Source organism: Burkholderiales bacterium (genome assembly GCA_015075645.1).
Taxonomy (GTDB): Bacteria; Pseudomonadota; Gammaproteobacteria; order Burkholderiales; family Casimicrobiaceae; genus VBCG01.
Map to the genome: position 1 here is coordinate 18,660 of JABTUF010000002.1, position 13,052 is coordinate 31,711.

The window sequence follows — 13,052 nt, forward strand, 5'->3', positions numbered from 1 at the left end:
CCGACCTGCGGAAGGCTATGATCGCGCCTGCCATGTCGAACCCTCCGCCCACCACGCGATGACCGAAGACGTCCAGGCCCGGTTGCTTCAGCACGCGGCTTCGCGTCCGGGGGCACCGTTCCTCGCTGTGCCGGGCCGCCCGACCATGCACTGGGGCGCTCTCGCCTGCCATGTCGCGCAGGTTCGCGAACGGTTCACCGCCTGGGGCCTGGCCCGGGGCGACATCGTGGCGGTGTCGACGGCCGACCGCACGATGGCCGCGACGCTCTTCGCCTGCGCGCCGGTGTCGTCGACCGTGACCATGATCCCGGGCGGGCCGACCGAGGATGCATGCAGGGTGCTCCTCACGCGCATGTCGGCGCGTGCGGTGGTGGTTCCGGCGGGCGCATTCGGGGCGCTCGGGGCCGCGGCGCGTGCACTCGGCCTCCCGACGATCGTCGCGAGCCCTTGCGAGGACGCCGGAGCATTCGAATTGTCGTGCGACGCGCCCTCCCCCGTGCCGACGCCGAGGCGACCGATCCATCCGCCAGGCTGGGCGTACGTAGGCATTACGTCCGGCACGACCGATCGGCCGAAACTCGTTCCCTACAGTCATCGCGCGATCGTCCGGATCTCCGATGCCCTCGGAGCGGTGCTGCGGATCGTGCGCGACGACGTTTCCGCCCTGGTGACACCGATCCACCTCGCGAACGGCCAGCGGACGGCGTTCCTGCTGCCGGTGATGCACGGCGGCTCTGTGATCTGCCTGCCCGAGGGCGGCGTCGAATCGCTCGTCGCCGCGCTGCGCGGGGGCCGGATCACCTTCCTGAGCGCGACGTTCACGATCCTCCGGGCGCTGCTCGAACGTGCCGACCGCGACTCGTCGCTGCGGTCGCCGGCGCTGCGGTTCCTGCGCGTCGCGTCCGGAACGCTCGACCCCGACGAGATCCGTCGTCTGGAGGATCGGTTCGCGGTGCCGGTGGTGACCGGTCTCGCGACGACCGAGACCGGCGTGATCACGCACCAGCGCCTGCCTCCCGAACCGCGGACGCCCGGCAGCGCAGGCGCCCCGCTGCTGGCGGAAATCCGCCTGCTCGGCGATGACGGCGAAGTTCCTCCTCGTGGCGCAGCAGGGGAGGTCCTGGTGCGCGGGCCCCAGGTATTCGACGGCTACCTCGATGACGCGGCGCTCGATGCGGGATCGCGCCTCGACGGCTGGTTTCGCACCGGCGACCTCGCGCGTTTCGACGAGGCCGGCGACCTCTACGTCGTCGGCCGGGTGAAAGAAGTCATCAATCGGGGTGGCGAGAAGATCGCGCCCCTCGAGATCGACGCGGCGCTTCGCGCGATTCCGGGCGTCGTCGATGCGGCAGCATTCGGAATCCCGCACCCGACGCTGGGCGAGGAAATCGTCGCGGCGGTCGTGCGTGGCGAAGGGGCGACGGTCACGGAGCACGAAGTGCTCGACGCGGTGCGCGTGCGGCTCGGTGCGCGCCGGGCGCCGCGCCGGCTGTGGTTCGTCGACGCATTGCCGCGCAATCGCGCCGACAAGGTGCTGCGCACGTCGCTGCGCGTGCGATTCGCGTCTGCCGCGTCGGTCGGATCGGCGGCGTCGCCGGACGATCCGCCGCCGTCCCCGTTCGCGGCGGCCCTCATGGCCCTGTGGTGTTCGGTGCTGGGGGTGCCCAGGGTGCCTTCCGGCGCGACTTTCCATTCGCTGGGGGGGGACGCAGGGTCGGCCGAGGACCTGGTCGCGCGCATCCATGCGGCGTTCGGTGTCCAGGTGCCGGCGCCCACACCCGGCCATGGCGACGAGACGCTCGACGGGATGGCGCGGTCGATCGAACGTGCGCTGGGAGCAACCCCGCGAGCGGACGCGCCGCGAGGTACCGCGGGCGCGCGTTCGAAATGAGTGACGATCCCGACCTGACGGCGAGGCTCCTCGCGATCGCACGCGGACAACCCGACGCACCGTTCATCCGACAGGACGGCCGTGCGCTGATGACCTGGGCCGGGTTCGCGCGGCGCGTCGAGACACTGCGCGATCGTTTCGCGGCGTGGGACATACGGCGCGGCGATGTCGTCGTGGCCGCGGCAGGCGATCGCGCGCGCGACATGGCGCTCCTCGCCGCCGCCCCGGCCGCGTCGTGCTTCCTGCTGCTCGGGAGCGCGTCGAGCGAGGAACAGTACGTCGAGGTGCTCGCGCGCGCCCGGGCCCGCGCGGTGATCGTTCCCGACGATGCGTCGCATCCTTTCTCGCGGGCGGCGCGTCGCTCGCCGGCGATTCTGCTCCGTGCGATCGACGATGAGCCGGGCGTGGCCGGGGCGTTCGCGCTCGAGCCGATCGCGCCGATTCCGGACCGGCGTCATCCTCCGCTCGCGCGCCCGGAGGTGGCGCTCGTGACCGCGACGTCGGGCACCACCGGCAGGCCGAAGCTCGTGCCGCTGCTGCACCGGTCGCTGATGGCCCAGGCGCGCGACATGGGCTCCCGGCTCGCGATGTCGCCAGCGGACGTCGCCTGGCACGCCGTCCCGCTGCATCATGCGTTCGGCGCGCGTACCGCCTTCCTGCTCTGCGTGTCGAACGGCGGGTCGGTGCACGTGCTGCCGGACTCCGACATCGCGGCACTGCGGGCAGTGGTGGAGCGCGACCCGGTCGGCTACTTCCCGCTCACCTTCGCCGCCGCGCGAGAATTGCTGGTGCGCCTGCCCCCGGGTCCGCGGTTGCCGGCCCGACGGCTGCGGTTCGCCGTGGTCGCCACCGGGGCGTTCAGCGCGAACGAACGCGACCGGCTCGAGTCCGCGCTCGGGGCGCCCGTGCTGCAGCACTACGGCGTCACCGAGGCGGGCACCGTGTCGATCCAGGAATTGCCGCCGGCCCGGCGGCTGCCCGGGGGGTCGGGGCGGCCGATCGACGCCCACGTGCGTCTGGTCGACGGCGCCGGCCGGGACGTGCCCGCTGGAGCGGTGGGCGAGATCGTGGCCCGCGGCCCGCAGGTCTTCGACGGCTACCTCGATGGCGACGATGGGGCCGCGGACGCGTGGCTCGACGGCGGCTTTCGGACCGGCGATCTCGCGCGCTTCGACCCCTCAGGCGAGTTGTGCATCGTCGATCGGGTGAAGGACGTCATCAATCGCGGCGGCGAGAAAATCGCGCCCACCGGCATCGACGATGCGCTCCGCGCGCTGCCGGGGGTCGCGGACGCGTCGGCGTTCGGCATGCCGCACCCGAGTCTCGGCGAGGAAGTGGTCGCGGCGATCGTGCCCGCGCCGGGGACGACGCCGGACGCCGCCGCGTTGCTCGAACGCGCGCGCGCGACGCTCGGCGCCAGGGCCGCGCCCAAGCGCCTGTGGATCGTCGACGCGCTGCCGCGCAACCGCGTCGGCAAGGTGATGCGCGGCTCGCTTCCCGCGCTCGTCGGGCTCGGCACCGACCCCGCGCCCGAGCCGCCGCCTGTTGTCGTTGGTCCGGCCTCGCCGCTCGAGATCGCGTTGTCGGGACTGTGGTCGGCGGCGTTGCGCACCGGCGCGATCGGGCGCGACGCGAATTTCTTCATGCTCGGCGGAGATTCGCTGCGCGGTGCGGCGCTGCTCGATCAGGTGCGCGCGGTGTTCGGAGTGACGCTGCCGGTCGAGTCGCTGTTCGAGGACGCGGGCACGATCGAGGGCATGGCGCGCCGCATCGACGCGGCGCGCGAGGCACGCGGGCGACCGGCGGCGCCCGAGGCGATTCGCCCGCGCGATGGGCGCGGGCCGGTGCCGCTCACGCACACGCAGGCGCGCGCCTGGTTCCTGCAGCGGCTCGATCCGGCGAGCGACGCCTACCACGAGTCGCGGCTGTGGTACCTCGACGGGCCGCTCGACGTCGCGGCGCTGCAAGCCGCGTTCGCGGCCGTCGTGGATCGCCAGGCGATGCTCCGCACGCGCTATCTGTCGGTCGATGGCGTGCCGCACCAGGTGAGCGACCCGGCGGCCGCGGCGTCGCTCGAGATCGTCGATGTCGCGGGCGCGGAGACGGGAACGGAGGCCGCGCTCGCCGTCGCGGTGGATGAGCGCGCGTCGCGGCCCTTCGACCTCGCCGCCGCCGCCCCGGTCCGGTTCACGCTGTTCCGGCTGGGCGAGGATCGGCATGCCCTGTTGCGCGTGTGGCATCACATCATGAGCGACGGGCTCTCCGCGCAGGTCTTCCAGCGCGACCTGACGGCCGCCTACGCGGCGGCGCGTGCCCACGCGTCGCCGCGCTGGACGAAGCTCCCCATCGACTACCTCGATTTCGCGGCGTGGCAACATGTCCGTGCCGGCGCGGGGGCGATCGAACGGCGTCTCGACGCAGCACGAGCGCGCCTCGCCGGCGTGCCCGTGCTCGCGTTGCCCACGGATCGCGTCCGCCCGCCGCTGCAGAGCTTCCGCGGCGCCGTCGTGTCGCGGGCTCTGCCGGCTGCGGCCGCCGACGAACTGAAGACCGTCGGGCGGGAACTCGGCGTGTCTCCGTTCATCGTGTTCTTCGCTGCGTACGCGGTGCTCCTCGCGCGCCTCTCGGGCGAGGGCGACTTCGCGATCGGCACGCCGATCGCCGCGCGCACGCACCCTGAACTGGCCGGCCTGATCGGGTTCTTCGCCAACACCCTCGCGGTGCGTATCGACTTGTCGGTCGATGCGGGCTTCTCCGAATTCGTCGGACGCGTGCGCGATCGGCTCGTCGAGGCGTACCGGGACGAGGAAGTTCCGTTCGAGCGGCTCGTCGACGCGCTGGCCCTGCCGCGCGACCCGTCGCGCAATCCGGTCTTCCAGGTCACGTTCGCGATGCGCGAGGCGGGGGAGGCCGAACTCGCGTTCGAAGGCGTGCGAGTCCGACGCGAGCCTGCGCTGCGGCCGCACGCCAAGTTCGACCTGCTGCTGACGCTCTCCGACGAACCGGCCGGGCTCATCGCCCACTTCGAGTACTGCGCCGACCTGTTCGACGCGCCGACCATCGAGCGCATGGCCCGCCAGTTCGAATCGCTCGTCGTCAACGCGGCAAACGCTCCCGCGACGCCGATCGGACGGCTCGCGCTGATGGACGACGCCGACCGGTCGCGGATGGTCGCGATCAACCTGCGCACGACCGCCGACGCGCCGTCCGGAACGATCGTGACGCGATTCGCGGACGCGGTGTCGCGCCACCCGGAGGCGCACGCCGTGGGCACGCTCGCGTACCGGCAACTCGACGAAGAGGCGAATCGGCTGTCCCATGCGCTCGTTGCGGCGGGCGTGGCCAAGGGCGACCGGGTCGCCGTGGCTCGCGCGAAGGCCGCCGACATCGCGATCGCCTGGCTCGCGGTGCTGAAGGCGGGCGCGGCGTACCTGCCGATCGACTCCGACCTGCCGTCCGCGCGGATCGGATTCATGCTCCGCGATGCCGGAGTGTCGGCCGTCGTTGCGGACGACGTGCCGGCCGGGCGCATGGCGCACGACGGCGTCGCGATGCTTTGCCCCGACGCCGAACGCGCGCGCATCGCCTTGTTCCCCGCGTCGGCCCCGGAGGTGGCCATCGATCCGGCGGACGCCGCCTATGTCATCTACACATCCGGATCGACCGGCACGCCCAAGGGCGTCGTCGTGCCGCATCGCGCGGTCCTGCGACTGGTGCTCGACACCGACTACCTGCAGGTGCGCGAGGGCGACGCGGTCGCGCAGATGGCGAACCCCGCGTTCGACGCATCGACGTTCGAATTGTGGGGCGCGCTCCTGAACGGCGGGCGCATCGTCCCGATCGCGAAAACCACCGCGCTCGCGCCGCGTGCGCTGGCCGCGACCCTCGCGGCGGAGCGCGTGTCGGTCCTGTTCATCACCACCGCGCTGTTCAACACCGTCGCCCGCGACGTCCCCGCCGCGTTCGCGCCGGTGCGTTGCGTGCTGTTCGGCGGCGAGGCGGTGGAGCCTCGTTTCGTGCGCGAAGTCCTTCGCGCCGGTCCGCCGGAGCGGCTGTTGCACGTCTACGGACCGACCGAAGCCACGACCTTCGCGACCTGGCACGAGGTGCGTGCGGTGGACGAAGCCAGCGCGTCGGTGCCGATCGGCCGGCCGATCTCGCACACCGACGCGTTCGTCCTGCGCTCCGACGGCGGCCTCGCCGCACCGGGGGAGGGCGGCGAACTGTGGCTGGGCGGGCCGGGACTCGCGCTGGGGTACCTCGGGCATCCGGATCTCACCGGAGAGCGTTTTGCCGAGCTCGAACACCCGGGGCTCGGCCGACGCAGGCTGTATCGGACCGGCGACCGGGTGCGCATGCGCGACGACGGCGCGATCGAGTACCTCGGCCGCCTCGACCGACAGGTGAAGGTCCGCGGACACCGCATCGAACTCGACGAAGTCGAGGCGGCGGTCGCCGAACTCCCGTCGGTGCGCGAGGCGGTCGTCGAACTCGCGGGGACGACGGCCGACACGCGCCAGGTGGTGGCCTACGTCGTGCCCGCCGATCCCGCGACCGCGCCGCCGAACCTGCTGCGGGAACTGCGCAAGCGCCTGCCCGAGTACATGCTGCCGGGAGCGATCGTCTGGATGCCGAAGCTGCCGCTCAGCGCGAACGGCAAGGTCGATCGTCGTGCGCTGCCCCCGCCGGGCGACACCGCGCAACCGAACCATGGCGTGCACGTCGAGCCGCGCGACATGTTCGAGCGCGTGCTCGCCGATCTCTGGCGCGACCTCCTGGGCGTTCGCGTCGGCGTGCACGACCGCTTCTTCGAGGTCGGCGGACACTCGCTCCTCGCGGCGCGGCTGATCGATGCGATCGAGCGCAAGACCGGCTACGCGCTGCCGCTCACGACGATGTTCACCGACGACACGATCGCGGGACTCGCGAACGCGATCCGCAGCGGCGCTCGCGCGCCGGACGATCCGATCCTTCGCGTGAACGAGACCGGCTCGTTGCCGCCGTTCACCTACCTGCACGGCGATTTCACCGGCGGCGGTTTCTACAGCCAGACGTTCGCCCGCGCGTTGGGGCCCGAGCAGCCGACGTTCATCGTGCATCCGCACGGTCTCGCCGAACCCGCCATTCCCGAATCGATCGAGGCGATGGCGAAGGAACGGCTGGCGGCGCTGCGCGCCGTCCAGCCCACCGGCCCGTATCTGCTGGGAGGCCACTGCGCGGGGGGCCTCGTCGCGTTCGAGATGGCGCGCCAACTCGAGGCAGAAGGCGAGTGTGTTCCCGCCGTCGTGCTCGTCGAGACCGCCGCGCCGCGACCCGGTGCCCCGGAGGGCGACGGGAAGGGCGCCTACTTCAAGTTCGACGCAGACGGCCAGGCGAAAGCGGTGGAGCCGCGCGACCGGCTCTCCGACGCCGAGTTGCGCTACGCCCGCGCGATCGACCGGTATGCCGCGGGCCGGTACCGTGGCCACGTCGTGGTCGTGCGCGCCCAGCAGCGCATGCGCCAGGTTGCCGAGGACATGGGCTGGAGCGCCCACGCCGGGTCGGTCGAAAGCCACGTCCTGGCGGGCACGCACTCGTCGATCCTCACCGAACGCGTCGGCGACATCGCGTCGCTGGTGCGCGACGCCCTCGCCCGGGCCACCGGTGCCCGGACATGACCGGGCGCGACATCGTCGGCAGAGGCTAGGCGCATGACCGGAATCGCCGATCGCGCCTGGCCGCACGTTTCGCTCGCGGTCGTCGAACGCGGCGGGCGCATCGAGAGCGTGCACGCCGGATCGGTCGCGGTCGTCGATGCCGACGGGCGCCTCGTCGCGTCCGCGGGCGATCCGGGGTACGTGACGTTCACGCGCAGTTCGCTGAAGCCGCTGCAGGCGCTGCCGTTCGTCGTGGCCGGCGGCCCGGAGCGCTTCGGTCTCTCGGGCGAGCAGGTGGCGCTCCTCTGCGCGAGCCACTCCGGCGAAGCGCGTCACCAGGCGGCGGTCGCCGAAGTGCTCGCGCGCGCCGGATGCACGGTCGCCGACCTCCGGTGCGGGAGTCATGCCCCGTACGTCTACGATGCGCTGGGCGAGGCGCCGCCGCCGCCCCCCTATTCGCCGCTCGGGCACAACTGCTCGGGCAAGCACGCCGGCATGCTCGCCTGCTGCGTTTTGCACGGCTGGTCGCGGGCGGATTACCTGGCTTCCGGCCACCCGCTGCAACAGGCCATCCGCGCAGCGATCGGTCGTCTCGCCGACGTGCGGGTCGACGATCTCGTTCCGGTCGTCGACGGCTGCTCGGCGCCGAACTATGCTCTGCCGCTTTCCAGGCTCGCACTGGCGTTCGCACGCATCGCATCCGGGCACCCGGGAGAGGATGCCGCGGCTTGCCGGACGCTCGCGGGAGCGATGGTCGCGCACCCGGAGTACGTGTCCGGTACCGGGGGCGGGGACCTCGCGTTGATGCGTTCGGGCCGCGGCGCCTGGATCTCGAAGGTCGGGGCCGAAGGCGTGCAGGCGATCGGACTCGTGCACCAGGGCATGGGCATCGCGATCAAGGTCGCCGACGGCGGCGGTCGTGCCCGGATGGCGATTGCCGTGGGCGTGCTGGACGCCTTGGGGCTCCTCGTGGGTGAGGCTCGTGAAGAACTGCTGCCGTTCGCGACCGAGGTGCTGCACAATGCGCGCGGGACGGCCACGGGAGTCCTCAGAAGCGTTGTTGTCCTGGACAAAGGTTGAGCGGCAGGCGCAATGCGGGCCTCCCCACCATCCCGGTGAACTCGGCGCCTCGCCGGCGGTCTGTGTTCGCAAGCGCGTGTCCGGAGTCCGCGGAGGGCGGCCGACCGGATCTTGTGACGGGTCGATCCGGACTCGCGCCTGCCGGCCGGCGGGCATGACAACCAGCCCCTCAGGGAAGAGCAGACCGGCGGATGGGTGATCGAGAAGTCGACCAGCAGCTGGTCGAGCGGGCGCAGCGGGGAGACAAGCGCGCGTTCGAGCTGCTGGTGATGAAGTACCAGCGCAAGCTGGGGCGGCTGTTGTCGCGGATGGTGCGCGACCCCGGCGAGGTCGAGGACGTGACGCAGGAGGCCTTCATCAAGGCCTACCGCGCCCTCCCGAACTTCCGGGGCGAGAGCGCGTTCTACACGTGGCTCTATCGCATCGCGATCAACACCGCGAAGAACTACCTGGTCGCGCTCGGGCGACGGGCTCCGACGTCGACGGAGTTCGATCACGAGGAGGCCGAGTCGTTCGAGGATGCGGTGGGGTTGCGGGACGCCGCGACGCCCGAAGGCGAGCTCCTGGGACGGGAAATCGCCCGGACCGTGAACAAGGCGATGGACGCGTTGCCCGAGGATCTGAGGACCGCGATTTCGCTGCGCGAGATCGAGGGCCTGAGCTACGAAGAGATCGCGAACGTGATGAACTGCCCGATCGGTACCGTGCGATCCCGGATCTTCCGGGCGCGCGAGGCGATCGCCGCGGACCTGCGTCCGCTGCTCGGGACGGACGAGAACCGGAGATGGTGATGAACGAGGACATTTCGCGCCTGATGGACGGCGAACTGGACGACGACGCGGTCGACCGCGTCCTCGGCGCCATGAGGTCGTCCGGCGCGGCCGCGGCCTGGACCTGCTACCACGCGATCGGCGATGCCTTGCGCGGCGAGTGCACCGTCGCGCCACGCGTGTCGCGGCGCGTCGCGATCGCGCTCGCGCAGGAGCCCACGGTGCTCGCGCCCCGCAGGCGGGCCGAGCGGCCCGCCGCCTGGGCCTGGGCGGCCGCGGCGACCGTCGCCGCGGTAGCCGTGGTCGGCTGGACGGCGGTCTCGATCACCGACGCGCCGAACCAGGCGGTCGCCTTCGCGCGCGACGCCGCCGGCATGCGTTCGGAGGCGCTCCGTCCGCAGGTCATCCCCGCCGAATACCTGACCGCGCACAGCGACTTCTCTCCGTCGACGCCGATCCAGGGTATCGCGCCGATCCAGCGAGCGGACTTCGTGCCGGTCCAGGCACCGGCGCGATGACACCGGGCAACGCACCGACCGCGCCTGCGATCGCGCGGTTCGTCCGCCGTGCCGCGGCGATCGCCGTCGCGAGCGCGGCGCTCGCGTCGGCGTCCGCCGTGCTGGCGGCGCAGGATGCGAAGACGGTGCTGACCCGCGCGGCGGAGGCCGCGCGCACGCTGAGCTACACCGGCACGATCGTCTACCAGCGCGGATACTCGGTCGAGTCCTCGCGCATCGTCCACGTGAACGACGCCGGAGAGGAGCAGGAGAAGCTCGTGAGTCTGGACGGCCCGGCACGCGAGGTGATTCGCGCGAAAGGGGAGGTGCGCTGCTACTATCCGGACGCGAAGCTCGTCCGCACCGAGCCGCGCACCTTTCGCAACGCGTTCCCGTCGCTTTCTCCGCAGCAGCTCGCCTCGCTCTCGCAGTACTACCGCGTGAAGGCCGGCGAGGGCGGACGAGTCGCCGGCATCGACGCCCGCTCGTGGCGCTTCGAGCCGAAGGACGGCCTGCGCTACAGCCACGAATTCTGGACCGACCCCGCGACGGGCATGCTGCTCAAGGCGCGAACGCTGAACGAGCGTGGCGAGCCGGTGGAGCAATTCGCGTTCTCCGATCTCGCGATCGGCAGGGCGATCGATCCGGAAGCGGCGCGCCCGACGTTCACCGATCTCCCCGCGGGCTGGCGCGAGAAGCGGGCGCAATTCGACGCGAAGGAGATCGTCGACACGGGCTGGGTCGTGCCGAAGGTGCCGGACGGCTTCGTGAAGATCATGGAAGTGCGCCGCGACCTGCGCGACCGGCCGGGGGCGTTGTCGCAGATCGTGTTCTCGGATGGCTTGGTGTCGATCAGCGTGTTCATCGAGCAGCGCGGCGGTCGGCAGCGCGGCATCGGGCGCGCCCGGATGGGCGGCATCAATCAGTATTCCGTCAAGCTGGACGACTACGTCATCACCGCGCTGGGCGAGGTTCCGGCCGAGACGGTGCGGATGCTCGCGAACTCGGTGACGCGCCGGTGACGCGACGGTCTGCCGCGATCGCCACGCGCGTCGAACCGCGCCTTCTGCATTCGCCGGACGAGTGGCCGCGCCCGGCGTTTCGAACCCGACCGGAGCCACCTGAACGAGCGACCGACGGACGCATCCCTTCCGTCACGAGGAATCCATGATCCGAACGACGTCCCTTTCCCTTGCCGCCGCCTTCTTCGCCTTCGCGCTCGCCGGCCCGTTCGCCGCGGCGCCGGCCGCCGCGCAGGGCCGGCTCGCCGCGGGACTTCCCGACTTCACCGAACTCTACGAAAAGCAGAGTCCGACGGTCGTGTCGATCGACGTGACGCAGCGCGCACGGCGCGCGCCGTCGATGCCCGAACTCTCCGAGGACGACCCGTTCTACGAGTTCTTCCGTCGTTTCGGACCGATTCCTCCGCGTCGCGGCGCGCCGCGGGATCCGGAAGCGCAGGCCACGGGCTCGGGATTCATCCTCGCGTCGGATGGCTTCGTCGTGACCAACGCGCACGTGGTCGACGGCGCGGACGAAGTCAAGGTGCGCCTGTCCGACCGCCGCGAGTACATCGCGAAGGTCGTGGGCGCCGACAAACGCACCGACGTCGCGCTGCTCAAGATCGACGCGAAGGACCTGCCCAGGGTCTCGATCGGCGACCCCGACAAGCTCAAGGTCGGCGAATGGGTCGTGGCGATCGGCAAGCCGTTCGGCCTCGAGAACACGATGACGGCCGGTATCGTCAGCGCGAAGGGGCGCGACCTGCCGCAGGAGAACCTCGTCCCGTTCATCCAGACCGACGTCGCGATCAACCCCGGCAATTCCGGCGGCCCGCTGTTCAACCTGAAGGGCGAGGTCATCGGCATCAACTCGATGATCTACTCGCGCACCGGCGGCTACATGGGGCTCGCGTTCGCGATCCCGATCGATGTCGCGATGAACACGGTGACCCAGCTCAAGGACAAGGGGCGCGTCACGCGCGGACGCATCGGCGTCACCATCCAGGAAGTGTCGAAGGAAGCGGCCGAGGCCTTCGGGCTCAGGGGCCCGGTCGGCGCGCTCGTGAACTCGGTCGAGAAGGGCGGTCCGGCCGAGAAGGCGGGCGTCGAGCCGGGCGACATCGTTCTCAAGGCCGACGGACGCGACGTGAAGGCGTCGAACGATCTGCCGCGCATCATCACCGCACTGCGTCCCGGGCAAACGGTGAAGATCACGGTCTGGCGCAAGGGTTCGCAGCGCGACATGTCGGTCACCGTCGCCGAACTGCGCGAGGACGCGCAACAGGCGCAGCGCCGTACCGCCCCGGCGCCGAAGGAGAAAGCCAAGCCCAACCGCATGGGGCTCGTGCTCTCCGACCTCACCGACGAGCAGAAACGCGAACTCGACGTGCGCGCGGGCGTGCTCATCGAAGACGTGGCCCCGACGGTGCGCGGCAACATCCAGCCCGGCGACGTCATCCTCGAAATCGTGAGCAAGGGCGTCGCGTCCGACGCGAGGAGCGCGGCGCAGGTGAACGAGTTCCTGGCGAAGCTCGAGAAGGGGGCGGCGGTGACGTTGCGCCTGCGGCGCGGCGACAACCAGTTCTATGCGACGGTGCGGATGCTCAACGGCGAACCGTAGTCAGTTGACAGTTGACAGTTGGCAGTTGCGGCGAAGTCTTCGGTGGCGGCGCATCGAGCGCCGCTGCGACATCCTCGTGGGTCCGGCTTCAGCCGGACGCGTTTCGCGTCGATGCCGCGCAGGGGCGGATCCGGATTCATCGGGTGCGGCGCGTCGAGCGCCGTTGCGACGTCCCGATTGACGCCGGCACCACGGGCAATGCGATGACACGTCGCCGCCACCTGCTCCATCCTGCGGTACCGCAGGCACCCGCGGAGGAGCGCGGGCCTGCGCTGACGCTCCTCGTGCGCCGCTGGTGCAGCCTGTGCGACGTCATGCGCGACGCCGCGGCTCCGGTCGCCGCGCGCCACGGCTATCGCATCGTCGACATCGACCTCGACCTGCACCCGGAGTGGGAACCGCGATTCGGCACGCGGGTGCCGGTGCTGCTCTTCGGCGCGGCACCCGACGGCGAGCCGCTGGCGGAGCTGTCGCTCGACGCGCCGGCCCTCGAACGCCGCCTCGCGCGCGCATCGGTCGCGGGCAATCTGGAAATCCGTTAGAATTCAAGGTTTTC

Annotated in this window: 8 protein-coding genes; all 8 read left to right on the top strand. The window is 71.3% G+C overall.

Going from position 1 to position 13,052, the window contains the following annotated elements:
* Positions 1-58 precede the first annotated feature (58 nt).
* Positions 59-1,891, top strand: a complete 1,833-nt coding sequence (locus HS109_03575) for a non-ribosomal peptide synthetase (GenBank protein MBE7521449.1) — start codon at positions 59-61, stop codon at positions 1,889-1,891.
* Positions 1,888-7,548, top strand: a complete 5,661-nt coding sequence (locus tag HS109_03580; protein MBE7521450.1) for an amino acid adenylation domain-containing protein — start codon at positions 1,888-1,890, stop codon at positions 7,546-7,548. Before HS109_03575 ends, HS109_03580 begins: the two co-directional genes overlap by 4 nt.
* A 33-nt stretch (positions 7,549-7,581) precedes the next feature.
* Positions 7,582-8,607 (top strand): asparaginase, encoded by a 1,026-nt coding sequence (locus tag HS109_03585; protein ID MBE7521451.1) that lies wholly within the window; start codon positions 7,582-7,584, stop codon positions 8,605-8,607.
* A 191-nt stretch (positions 8,608-8,798) separates the two neighbouring features.
* Positions 8,799-9,398 (top strand): RNA polymerase sigma factor RpoE, encoded by a 600-nt coding sequence (gene rpoE, locus HS109_03590; GenBank protein ID MBE7521452.1) that lies wholly within the window; start codon positions 8,799-8,801, stop codon positions 9,396-9,398.
* Positions 9,398-9,895: a sigma-E factor negative regulatory protein gene (locus HS109_03595; protein ID MBE7521453.1), complete on the top strand. Its 498-nt coding sequence runs from the start codon at positions 9,398-9,400 to the stop codon at positions 9,893-9,895. Before rpoE ends, HS109_03595 begins: the two co-directional genes overlap by 1 nt.
* The gene (locus HS109_03600) at positions 9,892-10,896 is read left to right on the top strand and encodes a MucB/RseB C-terminal domain-containing protein (GenBank protein MBE7521454.1); all 1,005 of its coding nucleotides are present in this window, start codon (positions 9,892-9,894) and stop codon (positions 10,894-10,896) included. The genes HS109_03595 and HS109_03600 overlap by 4 nt, the downstream gene beginning before the upstream one ends.
* Before the next feature lie 145 nt (positions 10,897-11,041).
* Positions 11,042-12,496, top strand: coding sequence for a DegQ family serine endoprotease (locus HS109_03605; protein ID MBE7521455.1), 1,455 nt, complete (start codon positions 11,042-11,044; stop codon positions 12,494-12,496).
* Positions 12,497-12,699: 203 nt separating this feature from the next.
* Positions 12,700-13,038 carry a glutaredoxin family protein gene (locus HS109_03610; protein MBE7521456.1) on the top strand — a complete coding sequence of 113 codons (339 nt, stop codon included), beginning with the start codon at positions 12,700-12,702 and terminating at the stop codon, positions 13,036-13,038.
* Positions 13,039-13,052 lie beyond the last annotated feature (14 nt).